The sequence below is a fragment of the Secundilactobacillus muriivasis genome, assembly GCF_054785195.1.
In genome coordinates, this window is sequence record NZ_BAABMI010000015.1 from 64,033 (window position 1) to 84,071 (window position 20,039).

The window sequence follows — 20,039 nt, forward strand, 5'->3', positions numbered from 1 at the left end:
TAAACGAGGATTTAAAATGAAAACAAAACTCACACTTGAACTAGAAAAGACCGTTTACGAAACCTGCATTGAAGCCGGGGCAGTGGCCGTTGAAGAGGTCACGATGCCCGACGACCAAGGCATCGTTGATACCCTCAGTTATCAACGATTCGCGGACGGCACCATTGAATGGCGGTGCTACGAGCTCAAAGTCACTAAAAGTGATTTCCATTCAAAGGCGAAACTATCCTTTATCGGTAACTACAACTACTTCGTGTTACCATTAGCGCTTTATCAAGAAGTAAAGGACGAGATTCCGGCCGAAATTGGGGTTTTAAGTTATCAAGCCTACGACCCCGACCAGCTGGCGACGGCCACTGAGCCCGTGTTAGCACCCGGTTACCTGACCGTTGAGAAAAAGCCGCGCTATCAAGAAGTGACGTTAGACCCCGATGAGTTAATGAGTCACTTTCTCTACTCGTTAGCCCGAGAAGTTCGAAAAGCCAAACGCGTTGAAACGGGCATCAGCCAGTATCCAACTGAGCGACTGTACCGTGAATTGAAGAAGCGCCACCAGCACTACGATATTTACGATCCGGAAAATAACTTTTACGCGCGTTTCATTGATGAAACGCGGAGCAGTGCGGTAACGGCCCTCCAAGAAGAAGTCGATGCCCTAAACCTTGAAATTGCTAAACTGCAGCACCAACTACTATCAGGCGGTGATCACACATGATCTACTACCCCTATCTTCGTGGCCGTCAATTTGACTTAAAAGCACTCACCACTTTTGCGACCGAACCCCATCAAAACGTGGTGCCCGTTATCGAACCGGTTCGCGACATTGCAGCGTTACCAAAAACGTTACAGGCCTTTATCAACCACCAGCAACCCGTTGCGGTAATTCAAAATCCGCAAGTTGACCACTACAACTATCAGGCTGAGCAACGTTACCCCATTAACGCGCTGTTCGAAACCCCCTGGGTGCAACGCGCCGTCATCTTGACACCGCTACTACCGCCGGATCAACTTAACGATGCATTGGTCATCGTGCAACACTACGCCGATTTAAAACTCTTCATCGACCATGATTGGCTACCTGCTTCAGCAACGGTGCTGGCACCGCCGGAAGCTCGAATGCGACGATTACTAACAGCTAACCACCAAGTGTTCGGCCACCTCTTCGACCACAACGAAGTCCGTGACCACAGTGCCGACTTTGCGAAGATGCCTGACAGTTTCTTCACTGATGACCAAACGTTTGCGCGTCAATACCACGAAACCGGCTTTGGCGACTACCTCACTCAGGGAAAGCCCTACTTCGAGCACGGCCACCCTAGTCGAACGGTGACACTGCACCTGATTTATTTGCAAGACGGCATGGTTCGGATTCACCACTTTGTTTCTGATCAAAACGAAGACTTTAAGCACCAAAAGGAAAAATACTTTGAGGCGTTGGCCAAAACCATCGCGTGGTTTGACACGCAACCCGCAATTAACCAGACACCGGCGATCGACCAGTTACGGGAACTGGCTAAGGCGCACAAGTTTCCTGGAATGGGCATTTTGAAGCAATTGACGTTGGAACATCATTTTGTGATGATGGCACGGTATATGACGAATTAACTTTGAACGACTGCAATTTTGCGGTCGTTTTTTTGTGTCCAGCGTAAGCGTTGAGTGCATGGTGAGTGTCGGCTGTTTGTCGTCGCTTCGCTCGCCAAAGCCGCGTTGAAAAGCGTTCGTTCAGGCTACAAAATTCGGCGCCACTTGGGCTTTTGTTTCCAGGGTTTCTGAAGTTACAGGAACTTGTCAACCACGCGCTTTCTGGCCACCACGCCGAATGGTGCTGCGCGAGACAGAGAGCTGCATGTAAGGCGAGTCCGGTAAAACCGCCAGGCCCGGGCGCTTTCACCGGACTCGCCTTACACACTGCTCTCACCCCGTCTCGCTCCGCACACTTACGCTGGACACAAACGACACCAACAAGTCAAATTATGACCAAACTATGAACAAACACCGAACAATGTATGAAATTAGCACAATAAGGTTGATTTGTTTCCTATTTAACCGTTACACTAGTAATAGTAAGAATAACATTAGAGTTATAAGCAATCTATTAGTTAGCCGCTCCCGCCAAAAAAGGAGGTTTCACCATGAAAACGACAACGCTCTTGCGGACCCTGATGATCAGCACCTTAATCTTAGGCCTGACACCGACCGCCCTCATCCCCGCTGCCGCTGCTGAAACAACGTCTACAGAAACGGTCACGCAACCCGTCACCGCAACGAGCGTGACGTTGACCAGTGAAAACGCCAATATTAAAAGTGGCAAAGTACTTGGCTTTAAAGCTGACTGGCTTGCTGCCAACACTGACGCTGCCCTTGGTCTCATCAATGGTGGGACGTTGATCTTTGATTCATCGTTAGGTGACAGTCTTAGCGTCGACACGAAGGCATTTTCATTAGAGCATCTCCGAAGTCTCTTGCCTAAAACCGCTAATGCGACTGGTATCAGCAAGGTCACCTTCCCGACAACTGCGAAATCGTTGACTGTAGGTTACCAGGCATTTGCTAATAATCAGTTAACGACCGTTGAACTGCCAAAAAGTCTTTCTGGACGCCTAGTGATCGGCGATGGCGCCTTTATGAACAATCAGATTGAAACGCTGGAAGTGCCGAAAAACGTGAAGACCAGCCTAACGATTGGTAACAAGGCCTTCATGAACAACCGCCTTGAAACTCTAGAATTTCCGAAAACGACTTATTCTTCGGTCATCATTGGCGATCAAGCCTTTGCGAATAATCGCATCGATAAAGTAGAATTTGCCAAATTCGTCCATGCTGATCAAAGCTATCTGCGGGTTGCCAACCAAATTTCCGTGGGTGCGGCGGCATTTGCCAATAACGCGATCGATAAACTTGAGATTCCAGTTGGCACCAAAATGGCGTCAACTGCCTTCAGTAACCAAATCGTGACGATGGACGTGACAACCGATGATGATGGCAACATTGCGTTTGGTGAGCTGTTGCCTAACTTGGTTGCCGTCACGAACAACGATGGCAGTCGCCCATTAACGGCCGAAGAAGACCTTCAAGTGACAGTGGTGAATGGTGGTCTCACCGCTGAAAATAATCAATTGACCGGCCTAAGTTCCAGCGTTGAATTTGCGACAGCAACCGTTAATATTGTCCTGAAGAACGCTGCTGAAATTGGCGGCTACAGTATTCGTCCGCTGACGTTAAACATTGAAAACGATGCCTACACTGGTTCGAATACGGGCGGCAACACCGATAACGGTGGCGGTAGTACTGGCGGTGGTAGCACAACTAACCCAGAGCCAGCCCCAACACCGGAAACCACACCAGACGTAACCCCAATCGTCCCAATTTCAAGTGACCCAGTCATCAAAAAAGTGAAACATCCGTACAAGATTTATGCGAAACGCGCGATGCGCCTTCACAAAACCGTTGAACTCAATCAACCACTTCAAAGTTTTAAGAAACAAGCTCGGACAAAGGCGAAAACCTTCACCGTTCTGGGTGTCAGTTACTCTAAGGGTGGTGCCAAACGTTACCGGGTTGCTGGTGGTTACGTAACAGCCAACTCAAGCTATGTCGCTAACCTGTACTACCAAAGCAACACTAAGCGCATTCGCGTCATCAGCACCAAGGGAATCAACCAGTACAAAACTGCTAAGTTGACCGGCAAAGTGCGCACGACTAAACGTAATCAAGTGCTCAAGGTGAAACGCCTAATCAAGACCGGCAAGGCAACGCGTTACCAACTGACGAATGGCAACTATGTATCAGCTAATAAACAATTGGTGATTTGGAAATAGCGAACAAGCACCAACAAAAAATACGGCAACTACCCGATTAAGGTAGCTACCGTATTTTTATTTGGACTGAGATTCAAGCTGTAATGCAATGACCCGTTAGTGAAGTCACCTAAATCATAAACATTAACTTAAAGTACCCGGCCACTAGCGTTAAGCCGATCAGCCACAGATCGAGTTGTTGTAACCGGCTCGCCTGCTGCGTCGAGCTGAACACCAAGAAGTGACCCGTGAATAAGAGCAAACTCGTAAAGACTAGCGCTGCAAACAACATGGCCGATGAGCCGAATATCAACGTCGCAAAGGTCAGCAGATTCAAGAGTAAGATCAACCCTCGTCCTAACGTCATTTGACGTCCCATAGCAACTAGCTGCAAATTAAACCGATTCATCATATTGTTCACGCTCCTTAACGTGTTATTCTTTCAACCACGGTCATGATAACATCTTTCCTCAAAAAAATACGGGATTCTGCATAGAGTTTAGTGACTTCTAATCTTACCAAAAGTGAATGCTCATCAACCTTATCAGACCGGGATTGGTTAAATGAGACTGCTTAGCTAATTCTTAACAACCACCGGGTGATTTTGAGGATTGTTTTGTCGCTCACAATGACACGTCAATTTTTCTCAACCGATTCCAATTATTCCCGGTCACAAATAAAAAAATGCAATTTTTTAGCCAAAATTCAAAACACTGCCGTTACATACAGCCCCAGTGTGTTACGGCACTTAAACCGTTTAACTTACAGTCGATTATGTGAAGTTATTGCCAAAGAAACAGTTGCAATCGTTTTCACCATATGCTAAAGTATCATTCGTTAGTCAGTAACAAGAACTGGGTAGCATTATTAAAACGGTTTATCTAATTTTGGCCGGTCTTTCACTTAGTGTTTCCCGCTAATCAATTTGATTTTAGTCACACTGAAAGGATGTTACAACATTGAAGAAAACGACTGTTATCAACTCAGAACTCTCAACGGTGATTGCCGGAATGGGTCACATGGATTGGTTGAGTATCGGCGATGCCGGCATGCCAGTTCCAATGGGCACCAAGAAAATTGACTTGGCTTTAACCAAGAATCTCCCAAGCTTCATTGACGTGTTATCAAACATTTTAAGCGAGCTTGAAGTTCAAAAGATCTACCTTGCGGATGAGATCAAAACGCAAAACCCTAAGCAATTGACGGCCATCAAAGACCTGTTACCCGATGTTGAAATTGCCTTCATGCCTCACAGCGAATTGAAGCAAGACCTTGCCAAGACCCACGCCTTCGTGCGGACTGGTGAAATGACGCCATTCTCAAACATTATCTTGGAATCTGGTGTTACTTTTTAATTTTTGTATTTCGTAAAATGTTTTAACTGCCATTATTTTAACTAATCGGTGGTCGGTCCTCTCTCACCGCCACCAGCCAAAGGAGCGTCTAACAACATGGAACAAACTGCTACAAAGGCTAAGCATCACGGTTGGACTCAACTGTCTGATGGGTACCTTAGCAAAACCCCCGTTTTCCAATTCTTACTGGTTTCTCTGATTTTCCCACTTTGGGGCGCCGCAGCCAGCCTGAACGACATCTTGATCACTCAGTTCAAGACGGTCTTTCAATTAAACGATGCCGCAACGGCCTTCGTTCAATCCGCTTTCTACGGTGGTTACTTCCTGATTGCAATCCCCGCATCGCTGATTATCAAGAAAGCCAGTTATAAATTTGCCATTATGACCGGGTTAATCTTCTACATCCTCGGTTGTGCGATGTTCTTCCCAGCTTCACGGGTTGCAACTTACAGCATGTTCCTGGTTGCCATTTTCGCCATTGCAATTGGCTTGAGTTTCTTGGAAACCTCTTGTGATACGTATAGTTCAATGTTAGGACCGAAGCAATTTGCTACGATTCGCTTGAACTTCTCACAAACGTTAGTGCCACTTGGTGACATCACTGGGATTTTACTTGGTAAATACCTGATTTTCGGTTCCGTTGGTAACTTAGCTGATAAGATGGCTAACATGCACGGTGCTGAACGTATCGCTTACGGTGAAAAGATGCTGCAATTAACGTTGCGGCCATACAAGTACATCTTGATCGTTTTGATCGTGATGTTGATCATCTTCGCTCTCGTCCCAATGCCACGGGCCAAAGCCGTTGCTGAATCAGCAGCTGGTGAAGAAGCCCAAGAAGAACGTCCTAGCTTAGGCGAAACGATCAAGTACCTTTGGCACAACACCGGCTTTAAGAAAGGGGTCTTCACCCACTTCGTTTACGCCGGTCTGCAAACCACGGTTTGGTCATTTACGATTCGTTTGGCCTTGAACTTGAACCACAGCATCACTGATGCCGCTGCTTCAACTTTCATGATCTACAGCTACATCGCTTGGTTCGTTGGTAAGTTGATTGCCAACTACTTCATGAGCAAGTTCTCCATCACTGGTACGTTTACGGTGCCAAACATGACTGCCGTTTACTCAGCCATCATGACCAGCTTCTTCTTCGGTCCTGAATGGCCAACAATCTACACCCACACCTTGGATCAAGTTCACGAAAAGAAATACACTGAAACTGCTGGTGCAATCATCGTAATGGCCCTCATTGGTGGTGCCATCTTCCCAGCTATTCAAGGTTTGGTTTCTGATTTAACTGGCTCAATGCAATTATCATTCGTTGTCCCAGCCCTTTGCTTCCTTTACATCACGGGTTACTTCTTTATGGAATACCGTTATGAAAAGAAGCATCCGGAAGAAATGCAGGAACACTAAAAATAGAATGTGTGAAAACGTCCTGGAGGATACTTCAGGGCGTTTTTACTGTCGCTTATGTCCAGCGTAAGCATGTTTAGTTTGTGAAGTTCAGTGATTCTGGTTTTCTATAGTGAGAGGATGCCGCGGGAGGCTCCGGCGCTATGCGAGGCTGGAACGCAGTGGCGGGCCTACGAGCTAGGAATGGGCAAGAAACGCCCATGCCGGATCTCTCCGGACCCGCGTATGACTAGGGCACTCGCACCTCGAACCCCACGAGGCACGACTGCCCAAGTCATACCGACACTGCTGAGCCTCGCGCGCCTCCGCCTCCCGCTACATAGTGCGTTGTCGACAACCACAACAGCTAACTGTCACATGCTGAAGTTGACGAAACTGCATAATCGCAACGTTCGATGATAACTCAACAACCGTAAGAAACGATAGTAGTCAATGTTCAGTAACCGCAACAAATCAACGATTGCGCAATGCTAAATCTGCCAGTCGTGCATCACGTTTGCGTGGCCTTAACGCAGTTGCGTTGCCATTCAGAAGTAGCCATCGCGATTATGGAACGACGGCTGCTGATTCATTTAGACGTTTGTTGAATCAGCGTTAGTGTTATTATGATATCGCCGCAAGTTGTCCAGTTAAACACTTGAGATGGTCTACAATAGTGCCTTGCACATTGTGAGATGCAGGTCAGCGGCTAGGTGGAGGCTGTGTCGCGATGATTGGTGGTTGTTGGTGTTTTTCCGACAACCGCCAATCATCGGGGACGAAGTTAAGACTCGCATGGGTTTTGGCGAGGCTTAACTTCGAGGTTTGAGACCGCCCTTTGGCTCAGACCGGCCCCACAACAGGAACCTAGCCGCTGACCGGAATCGACAGTTTAAGCAAATCACCGCACTTCACAATCTGAACATAAGAATGCTTACGCCAAACACAAGCGGCAGCAATATCTAGGCAATCATTCACCTTAATCTAATAAATCGCAAAAAAGTAGCATCGACCCAATCCCACCAGATTGCCGTCAACGCTACTTTTTTAATATGCCTACAAATACTTACCAGCCTCCCGAGTAGCCAACGCCGACAACTCATGCGTCGCCAAAAACTGACGCACCCAATCGGGCGCAAACTTCCCGTAACTGCGCAACGCCCAACCAATCGCCTTTTGGATAAAGAACTCATCCGTTGTCTGATCAGCCTCAATTGCGCGGGTCAGCAATTCAGTATCCAGCGTCTCCTTCTCCAACAACTGCAACGTAATGCCAATCCGCCGTTGCCAGAAGTCCGGGTGACCATAAAACCACTCAAACACGGTGACTTTATCTTCCGGATGGGCTCTCAGATAAACGTCAAACACCTTCCGCCAAGCGTCCACGGAGTCCCACCAGGACTTCTGTGACACATACGGCGTCAACGACTTCAATTCCTGCAACGATAACCGTTTCGCCACGTGAACCGCTAAATCGATGGCGAGGTACTGATACTCTCGCTCGCGTCGCCCGTAGAATTCGGCGACCCATTCCAGTACTAATTGCGTTGGTTGATGCGTACTCTGTTTTAGCAATGGCCGTGATTGCAATTTCCGGTCCGGCGACTTGACCCCCAGAAACGGAAACTGGTTGCGCATATACGCCGTCATCGGTTCGATGTTTGCTGAATTGTCCTGAAATTGAAACTGGCTCATGTGATAACCACCTTTTCACGTCCGACTCGACTACTTCGTTAGCCGAGCGGTTAATCTCGTTAATGCTGAATGTAACATACCCGGGTGGTTGCGCGCAAATCGAGTGAACATTCGATCCGTTAACGCAAAGTAGTAACGCCGTTTCGGTTTACGATCAGTTGCGGCTCGGTAGAAGACCTTTGCCAAATCCTCAGAGGTGGCTGATGAATTTGTCAGCATTTTACCCATCATCTTTTGTGTGCCTTCAACTAGTTTCGTGTACGGTGAATCAGGCTTGAGGTTCTTTAAGGCATTGGCCATCGCAATTTCACTCCACGATGACTGAGTGCCGCCCGGTTCAATGATAACTGAACGCAGCCCAAATTCCCGAATCTCAGTATCTAACACGTCCGACCAGACGTTAAGTGCATGCTTCGTAACGTAGTACCAACCACCGAGGTGCGAGTACATATCGCCACCAATCGATGAAACATTGATAATTCGGCCGTGGTGTTGGTACCGCATCCGTGGCAACACCAACTTAGTCAGCTCGGACGCACCAACTAAATTCGTGTCTAATTGTTTTTGAACGTTTTCAACACTAACCTCTTCAATCGGCCCAAATTCCCCGTACCCCGCATTATTCAATAACACATCAATTTGGGATTGTTCAGTTAAAGCTATTTCAACAAATGCTGCTCGATTCTCGGCATCCGTCACGTCTAACTTAATTGGATGAATTCGGGAACCCGTTGGAATCTTCGCCACCCGCCGTGCGCCAGCATATACTTCCCAACCGCGATCCGCAAATAGCTTAGTCGCCTCATAGCCCATACCACTTGAAGCACCCGTAATCAAAATCACTCGTTTTGTCATTTTATAATCTCCTCTATTAAGAATGAACGTTCATTCTTTTTCTTGTAAAAATCAAAGCGCTCCGTTATCACTAAGCGCTTAAAGCATCCAATATCATCTGAACTAAGAAATCCAGTTCCTTATCCGTAAACTGTTGGTCTCGTTGATACGCCAATTGCTGAACTGGTGTCATCGAAAACGCCACAATTTGGTCAAAGGTTAACTTCTTAAAGTCCGGTGAATCAATGATCTGTTGACCTAACTCAAACAACGGTGCGCCCATCTCTTGAATAAAGCGCTTCGTTGCCTCGTCTAAAACTTCCATGTTGCTATTGACCGCCATCATGTAGGTGTACTCGTCCTTGAACGTGAAGGCACTCTTGGCAAACAAGGTTGCCGTTGCCCGAATCTTTCCCTGAATCGTGTCTTCTTGTGCCAAAATTGCCGTTAAGTTGCCGTCGATTTTCAACTTTGCCTCTCGGTAAATACTACTGAGCAGATCAGTTTTATTCTCGTAATAAACATAGATGTTGGACGGTACCACGCCAGCCTGCTTGGCAATCTTAGACATCGAGATGCCAAGCAAGCCTTCTTTGGCCACTAACTGATAAACTGCTTGTTTGATTTTTGCTTTTTTATCTTCTTTCATGTTGCCCATTATGAATGAACGTTCTTTCTTTGTCAACTAATATCAATAAAAAACGCCACGAACCTCGACTGAAGTCCGTGACGCTTCCTCATTTAATTCGTTATTATGCGCGTGGTGCCACACAAACGCCTTCTGGAACGGTGAAATCTTTTTGAACCATCGTCAACTTACCAGTTGCTGCGTCACGCGTGTACAGCGTGGCATTGTTGGTATTTTGGTTAACCACGATCACAAATGATTCATCCGCGTTAAAGTTGAAGTCCCGTGGGAAGTCGCCTTCAACGGACGTTTGGTCGATCAACGTTAATTGGCCGTTAGCTTCGACTTTAAAGGTTGCTAAAGTGTTGAAGCCCCGGTTCGACACGTAAACGAACTGGTTATCGCTAGACAAGCGAATTGCGGCTGCCCCGTTGTGCGCCGTCCAGTCAGCTGGAATCGTCTTCAACGTTTGTTGTAACGTGAAACTGCCAGCGGCTTCATCGTAAGCCAAAACGGAAACGTTGCTGGACAATTCACCGACTAAGTAGGCCACGTTTTTAGCGGTGTTAAAGACAATGTGACGGGGACCGAAACCGGCTTCGCAGGTGAACTTAGATTGTTCGCTCAACTTGCCATCGTCTGATAAGTTGTAAACCGTAACCGTATCGTTACCTAAGTCACAGACGACTAACCGGTTATCCGGCGTCAAGTCAGCGTAGTGTGGGTGGGCGCCATCCTGTTGTTCTGGACGAGGACCGTTACCGGTGTGGGTAACCGTGTCAGCAACCGTCAACGTTCCATCAGTAGCAATCTTGTAGACGGTGACAACGCCGGTGTGGTAGTTTGCCGTGAAGACAAATTGGTGGGCTTCATCAACGGAAACGTAAGCTGGTGATGACCCTGGCGTCAAGTTCTTGCTGATTTCGGTAAATGGTGCTGCACTAGCATCAAGCACCTTCAAACCGCCAATCTTCTTGCCGTCTTCAGATTCAGCATCAATTGCGTAAACTTTGTGCGCCTTAGATTCAGCCACGTAGGTTGGGTTGCCAGACTTGCCAACCATCTCCAAATGCTGTAACTGCTTAGCTGTCGTATCTAATTCAAGTTGATAGACCCCTTCACTACTCTTCTTCGTGTAGGTGCCAATTAAAAAGGTTTCGATCATGTTCAATCCCCCATTATGCAATGTTTGTTCTTGTTCATTATAGCACAGGGCTTTGCGGGTGAGCGGGTTAATTGGTCTAGGGAGGTTAGTCGACTGACACGATGCCTCCTGACCAATGCTATCAACTGTCCTAAACTTTACCTAGAGGGCATAACAACATGACTGAAAGCCTATTCACCTTCCGGAAAATCCGTCGAAGCAGCCAAGTCTTTTTGTGCTTTAAAATCGGCGACCCGTTTTTCCAGCGTTGCAATCGTACTCTCAAGGGCTTGAGAGCCCAGCACCATTCGCAATGGAGCTGGTTCTTGATCAACACTTTCGATAATTCGACTTGCCATTCGGACTGGATCACCAGGGGCTAACCCGTTGGCTGGATCCAGCATTTTTTGAAAGGCATGGGCCGGATTGCCCTCATACGCTGGCATCAAGTGAGCAACTTGGGCACTCCCATATCGAAATTCCGTCCGAGCACCACCGGGTTCAACGATCGTCACGCCAATGTTGAAACTAGCGACTTCTTGCGCAACGGCTTCCATAAACCCTTCAATCCCAAATTTGGCAGCGTGATACATCGAATTTCCTGGAAATGCCACTTGGCCACCGTATGACGAAATTTGAATCAACCGGCCATGACCTTGCGCCCGCATGCTAGGCAGAATTGCACGGACCATTTGAATTGATCCCGTTAAATCGGTCGCAATGATCTGGTCAACATCCGCATCACTTAACTCTTCCGCAGCCCCAAACAGGCCGTAGCCGGCGTTATTAACTAACACATCGATTTGATAGTCTTTGGTGACATCAGTTACCAATTGGTGAATGGCGGTAACATCCGTCACGTCTAACGACTTACTAATGAACGTTTCAGGATATTGTGCGACTAAGTCTTGCACCTTAGCCGTATTACGAACGGTTCCAATGACCGTTTTTCCTTGAGCTAAAAGTTGTTCCGTCATTGCGTGACCAAACCCACTACTAACCCCTGTAATCAACCACGTTTTGTTTTCCATCATGCGACACTCCTTTTCATCTTTGAATAAACTTAGTCTACGGCCTTAAAGTAACTTCAAGGCAAGCAAAAATTCACATTTTAAAATTACTTCGTATACTTGATCACTCGAGCTGGTACGCCAACCGCAACGGCGTTATCGGGAATATCCTTTGTCACTACGGCCCCAGTTCCAATAATGGCATTTTCGCCAATCGTTACGCCGGGCGCCACGTTGACTCGGGCACCCAACCAAGCATTTTTCTTGATGTGAATCTCCTTCGTACTGATCACCCGGATATGATTCGGTTCGTGGTTATCAGTGAAGAGGCCAACGCCCGGTCCCATCATGACACCATCATCGATCGTAATAGTACCAACGGACATCATGGTTAAATGATGGTTGGCGTAGACGTTTTTACCTAACTTAACGCGATTGCCACAGTCGATGGACATTGGTGGCGTGAAGAATGTGCCATCCTGCATTTGACCCTGTAACAACTCATTTTCTAACGCAACCACTCTGGCATGGTCGCTCGGACGGGTGTTGTTAATATCAAAACAAAGATCATTACAGCGATCAATTTCACCGTGAACTTCTTTTTGATATTGTGCATCTCGAATATCTACCGCTCGACCAGCGCGTAAGTCATCAAAAATCGTCATTAATCGTCCTCCTCATCTGGAATGACTTCATTAACTAAACCGACCGCCGTCAACGTTCGTGGGTACCCAATGAACGGCAGCAGCACCGTAATAATATCGATTAAGGTTTGCTTGCTATTGCCAACGTTTTGGTTCGCAACGATATGCTCCTTCACTTGAGGATCCGCACCACCCATCGAGATCAACATCGCAAACGTCAACATTTCTCGGGTCTGGTGATCAAGTCCGGTCCGGGTATAGTAGTCACCAAAACAATTATCGGCTAAGAAAGTCGCAAAGTGGGTCTGGTTTTTAGGCGCCGTTGCCAACATTTTATCGACCGCATCACCCGCAATCTGGCGAACGGTTGCCAACCCCTTTTCGGCCCGGGTTTCTGGCGTGGTTGTACTTTGCGGTGCTACCGGTAACTGAATGCCTCTGTCACGAAAAACATCGTTCGTGCCATTCAAGAAATCAAAGACTTTGCCTAATCCCGCGTATGGCACTGCTTGGTAGACAATCTCTTTAATTTCAACTGGGGATACGCCTACGTTGAGCGCTGCTACCACCATCGCTTGATATTCGTTCAGGCACTGCATAGCGATTAACGACGCCAAGGTCACCTTCATCCGTAATTGCGTGTTCAAATGGCTGTGTTGCAACACCTCATCAAAAGCGAAATTATCGAAGATCTCAATAAATTCAGGATCCGTTTGTTTCAACGTTGAGACGTGGTTAGGAAACATCTCATCATGATTTTTCTGAGCAATTTTATTCGGCATTAGTCAAAACTTCCTTTCCTGTTCTGTTCTCGTTCAATGGCTTTACTTTAGACCCTTGAAGTAACTTGAAGGCAAGACGTTTTGTTAATTAAATTTAAAAAGATTTATTGGCTACCGTTTCTTACTATTTATCGTCTAGCCTAAACGTGCTCAAAAATGCAGGCCCCGGCCATCTAAGGCCATTAAGCGGTAAACGCCGGGTCTAATTCGAGTCAAAGATTAGTTTGGTAAGCATCGAACGGAGCGCTCATATCACAATCGCTTAAGTTGTCATCGTTACCGCTTATCTGTTATCTAGCCTAAACGTGCTCAAAAATACAGGTCCCGGCCATCTAAGGGACTTAAGCCGCGAACACCCAAACCCGGTGTTCACCTTTAAGAATGTGGTTATAGATTTGCGTTGTAAGAATTGAATTGTGTACTTATCTCACAATCATTTAAGTTGTCATCGTTACTTTATATCTGTTATCTAGTCGAAACGTGCCAAAAAATGCAGGTCCCGGCCATCTAAGGCCATCAAGCGGTAAACGCCAAAACCCGGCGTCCACCGCTTAATGGCCTTAGATTCTGGGACCTAATCGCATTTTTTTGCACTCTAGTAAAAACCGAACGTTCATGCTAAAATTATGCCTATGACATTAATTTAAGGAAGCACATCATGGCAAAATTTGAATTGTACCACCCAATTTTGACGCCCCACTATCGGCTTGATTGGTTAACCCAGTTTACCGTTAAGGACGTCAATGCACTACGTCAACAACGCTTTCCAAACGAAACGTTGCTTGAAACCGCAACTTACATTAATCGTGAAATGAGCACCGTTATGCATGACCAAGCGTTGACTTGGGGGATTCAGGATAAAGCAACCGCCACATTTAACGGTAGCGCGACCCTGTCTAAAACCGATGCTGGCCTTGGCCTACTCAGCTTAACATTAACGACCGATGCCGATTGGGCTGCTTTGATTCACGACTTAGTTACCCATATGAATGACTTTAGTCGTAGTGAACTTGGTGCCACCCAGTTTGCGGTTCAAGCTGACAACGCGGATGAGGTTTTGACACCGCTAGGCTTCACTTACGACGCGACGCACAACTATTACGTTGCACCTTAGCACAACATTAGGTGTATTATATTGGAAGTATTCTAAAAAACGTGTTTTAATAGACTAAACGGCAACGATTCGTTGTCTAATTCTGAAAAAGGGGGCCTACCTTTGAATAACGACGCACTTGACACTGCCCTCCAGCAGCTTCGCCAAAAGCATATTCGCATCACACCACAACGAAAATTAATTTTAAACTACTTGATTACGCACGAAAATCATCCGGCCGTTGAGACCATCTATGAAGAACTAGCACCTCAAATGGCCAGTCTAAGTCTGGCAACGGTGTACAATACCCTGAACAAATTTGTGGAACTTGGCATTGTTATCGAGATTCCGAACGAAAACGGTGGTGTCCGATACGACTTCTTCGGTCAGCCGCACTACCATGCCATCTGTGAAAACTGCGGGAAGGTGACCGATATCTACGATCCACAACTTCCCGAAATCGAAAAAATGATCCAACTGACCGCCAAACAACAATCCGGTTATACGTTTAGTAGTAGTCATATTGAACTTTACGGCTTGTGCCCGGAGTGTCAGGTAAAGTTACAGAGTGTGGAACAGGACGCTTAGAGAGCGGAACAAAGCATTTAGAGACTGGAGCATAAGGCCCGTCAACCAGAATCCCCGGTCTTTGGGGATTGTGGTTGACGGGCCTTATGTGCAAGTCTCTGCTTTGTGGAGCGCGTTTAGTCTCGAGGACAGTAAGACAGAGTGTAGAACAGGGCGCTTAGAGAGCGGAGCGTAAGTTATTTTTACCAGAAACTCCGGGTTTTGGAGTTTGTGGTGAAAGTGACTTACGTGCAGCTCTCTGCCCTGTGGAACACGTTTCGGCTCGAGGACATGAACGTGGTCTTGTAATATCAACCACAATACGAAGTTATAGTCACGTTACACCAACTAAAAAACGCGACTTCGCAAAAACAGCCAACCACAACACCCCCACCCTCCCAACGCTAAGTTAACTAAAATTCCATCTACCTCAAAACCAACGTTCCGCGACGCCAACCAAGTCTCGGAACGTTATTTCATCTGCACACCCCTAACTTCCCGCAATTCGGATTTCACTCCAAAATAACCAAAAATCACCCAATTCCCCACCTTAAGGGATTTGTTACGTGTTCTTAATATGATTGAAAACAAGTGCGCCAGTACCCGTCAAAACAATGCTTAACGTTGTAACATAAAGGGATTTCACCGCCAGACCGGTTGTTTTCCTTGGCATTTGCCGGTAAACTAAACTTCATAAAATGAATCGACCGTTCATAAAAAATAATGCGAAATAGTGAGATGACGACTTTGAAAAAAACAACTTTGCTTTTAACTGGATTACTGACCCTTGTCACGGTCGGTTTTGCCGGTACGCAGACGGCTCATGCCAGTTCTGCTGTTAATAGTTATATTTCTAGTGAAAAGATTACGCCTGCTAAGGTTACCAGTGCCGTTTGGAGTGGCTTCCCTAAGAACGCCTACCGAAACGGTGTTGGTAAGCCTGAAGGGGTTGTCGTTCATGAAACGGCTAACCCAAGCTCAACCATTTACAACGAAATTGCCTACATGAAGAAGAACTACAACAACGCCTTCGTGCACTCCTTCGTCGATGCTGATCACATTATCAACATCGCCAACACCAACTACCTCGCTTGGGGCGTTGGTTTCCCTGGGAACGCCCGTTACGTTCAATTCGAACAAGTTGAAGTTCACAGCAAGTCCGCCTTTGCCCACGAAGTTGCCAACGCGGCTTGGTACACAGCTTACCTGCTGCACCAATATGGCTTGAAGCCAAACCGGGCTGATTACGATGGTAAGGGTACCGTTTGGTCTCACCGTGCGGTTGCCAAATACCTTGGTGGGTCAACCCACACCGATCCCGTTGGTTACTACTCATCAAACGGGAAGAAGTACTTCGGTCAAGGCTACACGATGGTTCAGTTCTACACCCTCGTTAAGTCTTACTACAACACCGACTTCTCAACCACTGCTTCAGCAGCCTCATCATCTTCATCTAGTGACACTGCTGCAACTTCAGTTGATAAGGTCACTTACTCAGACGCTAGCGTAACAGCAACGCTTTCAAGTGATTACAGCAAGTACAAGCTGTACAACCACGTGAAGAACGCCTACACCAACATGAAGACCTACAGCTGGTCATCCGTTGGCGCCTCAACTGGCAAGAAGATCTACATCAACAAGAAGGGTGTCAAGGACAAGCAAGGCTCAACTTGGTACCGGTTCAGCTTTAGCACCGCTGCTGGCGCTAAGCAATACTGGGCTTACTCAAAGGCCATCACGCTTGATGACACGACCGCTGCCGCTACTAGTAGCAGTGCAACGGCTACCAGTACTTCAAGTAGTGCTGAATAATTAATCGATAAAATTAAAACGGATTCGAAATCTCTGTTGGTTGGAGATTTCGGATCCGTTTTTTGTTGGGGTCGTTTTTGGATTTCTGTGTTTCTATATTTCTCAGAACTGGCTGTTTGCCGGCGGTTTCCTTGGCAAAGCCGCGCTTTTTAGTTGGTGTAAGTTGGCTACAATTTTCGGCGCTTCGTTGGATTGAATTTTCCGCTTACCAGTTTCTTTGTGGAATTGCTTTCGTAACTGCGTTCTGGCCACCGCGCCGAAACGTGCTGCGAGAAGCAAAGAGCTATGTGTAAGGCGACTTCCGTAAAACCGCCCAAAAGCCCAGGCGCTTTCACGGAAGTCGCCTTACACGCCGCTCTTTAACCGCTTCTCTCCGCACTCTAAACTTGGCTACAATTTTCGGCGCCTATTTGGATTGAATTTTCCGCTTACTAGTTTCTTTGTGGAATTGCCTTCGTAACTGTGTTCTGGCCACCGCGCCGAAACGTGCGGAGAAAGGCAGAGACCGGAGCATAAGCCCCTTTCACCACAAACCCCAAAAACCGGGGTTTCTGGCAAAAGGGGCTTATGCTCCGGTCTCTAAACGCCTTTCTCCGCACTCTTTCTTCTTCGCGTCTCAAACCCCACCATCGCCCACGTTGTCAGTGGAATCGTCGCAATCACCGACAACATTGAAAACAGCACCATCAAAATTTCGCTCACAAAAATTTTATCATTAATAATATCACCAATTGAATAGTGCACGCCGGCGAACCAGATAAACAGGGCCAAGAACCCGCCAAAAAAGCCGAAGAACAGCGTGTTGAAGGTTGTGCCGATAATCTGACTACCTACTTTGAAACCTGCGCCCTGCAGGTTTTTTAGGCTAATTTTCGGGTGTTGTGCTAGAATCTCCGCCAAACCCGCTGAAATGGCGATTGCTGCTTCAGCAATCGCACCCAACGTACTCAAAATAGCGGTCGACATCGCGATTTCTAGGTAGTTGATACCCAAAATCGTCGACATGCCTTCCAAGTCCTCGCTATCTTCTTGGCCAAAGCCTTGAATTTGCGCCCAGTGTTCAACTGGAATAATCAAGGCAACTAACAGTAACAACACCACGATTGACGCGTAGAACGCCACCATCGTGCTGTCCGAATCGCTGCCACCCAGAAAAATCGTCATGGCTAACACAATGATACTTGTAACCAACGTGACGAGCACCGGTGAAAAGTGAAACGCCATCAGCACCATTGCGAAGAACAGCGCGCCAAAGTTAAATAACAAGCTTAAAAACGCCTGAAACCCTTGGCCACCACCAACCGCAACCATGCAAACCAGTAAAACTAATCCTAGTGCCGTAATCGTGCCCATGGCCGCTTACCTCCAATCAATAGACTCGTGATCCCGCAAGCAACCGGCACCGTTAACACGATCCCGATCCCGCTGATCAAACTCTGAATCACCCCGAGCGACATCGTCATATTGAAGGTGTAGCCCCAGGAGTTCGCATTTTTTAAATACAGTAAAGCTAACGGTAAGGTATCTGCCACGAAAATAAAGAACAGCACGTTCACCAGCGGTCCCATGATTTCACCGCCGATTTGCCGTCCGGATTTGAAAATCTGCTTGGCTGAAATTGCGGGTTGTTCCTGCTTTAACGCCATCAGTGACGCGATAATATCGGTTGATTCATCCATAACCGCTCCCAGTGAGCCCAGCAACGTTTCTGCTAGGAACAACGGTCGTGGCAACTGTGTCACGTACTGCATCGACTCGTAGTAAACGCCGTGTTCGTGAGTTAACGCAAAGACGCATAGCGCAACCACGATCGACACCCCAGTCCCAATCAACGTCGTCAGGAAGGTCATCACCATCTGCTGGTTCCAGCCAATCACGATTAGCAACGTCAGCGCCGCAAATAAAATTGCTAAACCGCTAAAAATCAGTAGTACCATGCCGCCCTGCGTGTTCGTGTTCCACCTGACTGCCAGCCAAAACAAGCCCCCGTTCACGAGGACACTAGCCAGTGCCATAAACCCACTGAAGCGCATCAGCACCAGCAAAATACTGATCACGACCCACGCCGTAAACGCCAGCGCCACGTCACGCTTCGGTCCCGAAACGGTTGCGGTTAACTTGCCCTTTTGATGATGAAGGGTTAAAAATACCCGCTGGTTTTGGTGATAAGCCTGCGTTGTCGACTGGGATTTTAAATAAACGTTCTCAATCGTCATTTTTTGACCACGATACCGACCATTAGTAATCGTCCCGTGAAGTCGCTGAGTCACCTGATGATCAACGTTATCAAACTGGTCACTCTGTTTATCAACTGCGGTTGTATGTACTGAAGTGATTACCATGAGGGGCTGCTGGTACAGCCGGTCATCATGGGCAACGCCCCATACCAACAAGGCGCCAAGTAGCACAACGAGTGCCGGCCACCACTTCTGCCAGCCACGTCGCTGCACCGTTTTAGTTGTTGTTATCATTTCTCATATCCCACCTTATGGCCCTAATCATAGCACATTCCGATTTTAGCACGCTGGCCTTGCCTGATTAATTACAAAATCGTTATTTTTGCCTGTCATCTGAATTTAACAATTCGCTACTAACGGCATGACCATCACGTTGGCGCCGCTTTACCTTAATTTACCGACTACCCCATTACTGAAAAATCCCGGCGAACCCCCTTGATTTTTCACCCAACTCTGAGGTAGAATAGTTAAATGATTGATTATCATATTTAAAGTGAGGGTTAGATATCATGAGAAAAGCACATCCACATGGCGTACAAGGTCGCCGTCCAGTGAACCAAAAGAAGGACGCGAAGCGCCAAAAAGAAATTTCAAACTTGCAACAATGGCTTAAGAGCACTAAGAAGTAATTCTTCTTGCTTACAGCTGAAAGGTCCCACAGTTCAATGACCAAAGTAATTTGGTGACTGAATTGTGGGGCTTTTTTTAGAGCGTGGAACGAGGCGGTTAGAGAGCGGCGTGTAAGGCGACTAAGGTGAACGCCCCGGGTTTGGGCTTTTACCTTAGTCGCCTTACACATAGCTCTCTGCCTCGTTCCGCGCGTTTCGGCGTAGTTGCCAAAATGCAGTTACAATGGCAATCCCACCACATAACCTCAACAGCACCAACAAAACAGCCCAGAGGCGCCGAAATTCAATATCGGAGTAGTGTACGTCGCCAAAAGTACGCTGTTCACTGAACGCACTAACGCCATTGCATCATACATAAAATACCAACCAATCATTAATCTACATCAAAATCACCACATCAAAAAAGAGAATGCC

At 47.1% G+C, this 20,039-nt stretch carries 18 protein-coding genes; 8 read left to right on the plus strand and 10 right to left on the minus strand.

The genetic code is table 11. The features are described from left to right. Positions 1-16 precede the first annotated feature (16 nt). From ACYVR3_RS04260 to ACYVR3_RS04270, 3 genes are all read left to right on the plus strand, one after another. Positions 17-715 (plus strand): hypothetical protein, encoded by a 699-nt coding sequence (locus ACYVR3_RS04260; protein WP_057152464.1) that lies wholly within the window; start codon positions 17-19, stop codon positions 713-715. Further along, positions 712-1,605, plus strand: a complete 894-nt coding sequence (locus ACYVR3_RS04265; protein ID WP_461243255.1) for a sce7725 family protein — start codon at positions 712-714, stop codon at positions 1,603-1,605. Before ACYVR3_RS04260 ends, ACYVR3_RS04265 begins: the two co-directional genes overlap by 4 nt. Positions 1,606-2,135: 530 nt before the next feature. Further along, positions 2,136-3,821 carry a DUF5776 domain-containing protein gene (locus tag ACYVR3_RS04270; protein ID WP_461243256.1) on the plus strand — a complete coding sequence of 562 codons (1,686 nt, stop codon included), beginning with the start codon at positions 2,136-2,138 and terminating at the stop codon, positions 3,819-3,821. 109 nt (positions 3,822-3,930) lie between these two features. Here the strand turns inward: ACYVR3_RS04270 and ACYVR3_RS04275 are convergent, their stop codons facing one another. Then, positions 3,931-4,212, minus strand: a complete 282-nt coding sequence (locus tag ACYVR3_RS04275) for a hypothetical protein (protein WP_054737341.1) — start codon at positions 4,210-4,212, stop codon at positions 3,931-3,933. Positions 4,213-4,759: 547 nt separating this feature from the next. Here ACYVR3_RS04275 and rbsD point away from each other — a divergent pair. Together rbsD and ACYVR3_RS04285 are read left to right on the plus strand one after the other, a co-directional pair. After that, positions 4,760-5,155, plus strand: a complete 396-nt coding sequence (rbsD, locus tag ACYVR3_RS04280) for a D-ribose pyranase (protein WP_054737342.1) — start codon at positions 4,760-4,762, stop codon at positions 5,153-5,155. A 96-nt stretch (positions 5,156-5,251) separates the two neighbouring features. Beyond that, positions 5,252-6,571, plus strand: a complete 1,320-nt coding sequence (locus ACYVR3_RS04285) for a sugar MFS transporter (RefSeq protein WP_461243257.1) — start codon at positions 5,252-5,254, stop codon at positions 6,569-6,571. A 1,035-nt stretch (positions 6,572-7,606) separates the two neighbouring features. Here the strand turns inward: ACYVR3_RS04285 and ACYVR3_RS04290 are convergent. The 7 genes from ACYVR3_RS04290 to ACYVR3_RS04320 form a co-directional block, all read right to left on the minus strand. Beyond that, positions 7,607-8,245: a DNA alkylation repair protein gene (locus tag ACYVR3_RS04290; RefSeq protein WP_461243258.1), complete on the minus strand. Its 639-nt coding sequence runs from the start codon at positions 8,243-8,245 to the stop codon at positions 7,607-7,609. A gap of 30 nt (positions 8,246-8,275) precedes the next feature. Next, a complete protein-coding gene (locus ACYVR3_RS04295) occupies positions 8,276-9,100 on the minus strand; it encodes an SDR family NAD(P)-dependent oxidoreductase (RefSeq protein ID WP_461243259.1) in 825 nt (274 codons plus the stop codon). A 70-nt stretch (positions 9,101-9,170) separates the two neighbouring features. Further along, positions 9,171-9,728, minus strand: coding sequence for a TetR/AcrR family transcriptional regulator (locus ACYVR3_RS04300; protein WP_461243260.1), 558 nt, complete (start codon positions 9,726-9,728; stop codon positions 9,171-9,173). A 103-nt stretch (positions 9,729-9,831) separates the two neighbouring features. Further along, positions 9,832-10,872, minus strand: a complete 1,041-nt coding sequence (locus ACYVR3_RS04305; protein WP_461243261.1) for a lactonase family protein — start codon at positions 10,870-10,872, stop codon at positions 9,832-9,834. 170 nt (positions 10,873-11,042) lie between these two features. Next, complete coding sequence (locus ACYVR3_RS04310; protein WP_461243262.1) at positions 11,043-11,885, minus strand: SDR family oxidoreductase; 843 nt, start codon at positions 11,883-11,885, stop codon at positions 11,043-11,045. Between the two features lie 83 nt (positions 11,886-11,968). Further along, positions 11,969-12,526 carry a DapH/DapD/GlmU-related protein gene (locus ACYVR3_RS04315; protein WP_461243263.1) on the minus strand — a complete coding sequence of 186 codons (558 nt, stop codon included), beginning with the start codon at positions 12,524-12,526 and terminating at the stop codon, positions 11,969-11,971. Then, a complete protein-coding gene (locus tag ACYVR3_RS04320) occupies positions 12,526-13,287 on the minus strand; it encodes a carboxymuconolactone decarboxylase family protein (RefSeq protein WP_461243264.1) in 762 nt (253 codons plus the stop codon). The genes ACYVR3_RS04315 and ACYVR3_RS04320 overlap by 1 nt, the downstream gene beginning before the upstream one ends. Positions 13,288-13,945: 658 nt before the next feature. On the opposite strand from ACYVR3_RS04320, the gene ACYVR3_RS04325 reads away from it, so the two are divergent. The 3 genes from ACYVR3_RS04325 to ACYVR3_RS04335 all read left to right on the plus strand — a co-directional run bounded on the left by ACYVR3_RS04325 (position 13,946) and on the right by ACYVR3_RS04335 (position 16,759). Next, positions 13,946-14,401, plus strand: a complete 456-nt coding sequence (locus ACYVR3_RS04325; RefSeq protein ID WP_461243265.1) for a hypothetical protein — start codon at positions 13,946-13,948, stop codon at positions 14,399-14,401. Positions 14,402-14,503: 102 nt separating this feature from the next. Continuing rightward, a complete protein-coding gene (locus ACYVR3_RS04330) occupies positions 14,504-14,968 on the plus strand; it encodes a Fur family transcriptional regulator (RefSeq protein ID WP_461243266.1) in 465 nt (154 codons plus the stop codon). A 726-nt stretch (positions 14,969-15,694) separates the two neighbouring features. Further along, a complete protein-coding gene (locus ACYVR3_RS04335; protein WP_461243267.1) occupies positions 15,695-16,759 on the plus strand; it encodes a peptidoglycan recognition protein family protein in 1,065 nt (354 codons plus the stop codon). Positions 16,760-17,338: 579 nt separating this feature from the next. On the opposite strand, the gene ACYVR3_RS04340 is transcribed toward ACYVR3_RS04335, so the two are convergent. Both ACYVR3_RS04340 and ACYVR3_RS04345 read right to left on the minus strand, forming a co-directional pair. After that, the gene (locus ACYVR3_RS04340) at positions 17,339-18,112 is read right to left on the minus strand and encodes a YibE/F family protein (protein WP_461243268.1); all 774 of its coding nucleotides are present in this window, start codon (positions 18,110-18,112) and stop codon (positions 17,339-17,341) included. Next, positions 18,091-19,230, minus strand: a complete 1,140-nt coding sequence (locus ACYVR3_RS04345) for a YibE/F family protein (RefSeq protein WP_461243269.1) — start codon at positions 19,228-19,230, stop codon at positions 18,091-18,093. Before ACYVR3_RS04345 ends, ACYVR3_RS04340 begins: the two co-directional genes overlap by 22 nt. Positions 19,231-20,039: the final 809 nt, after the last annotated feature.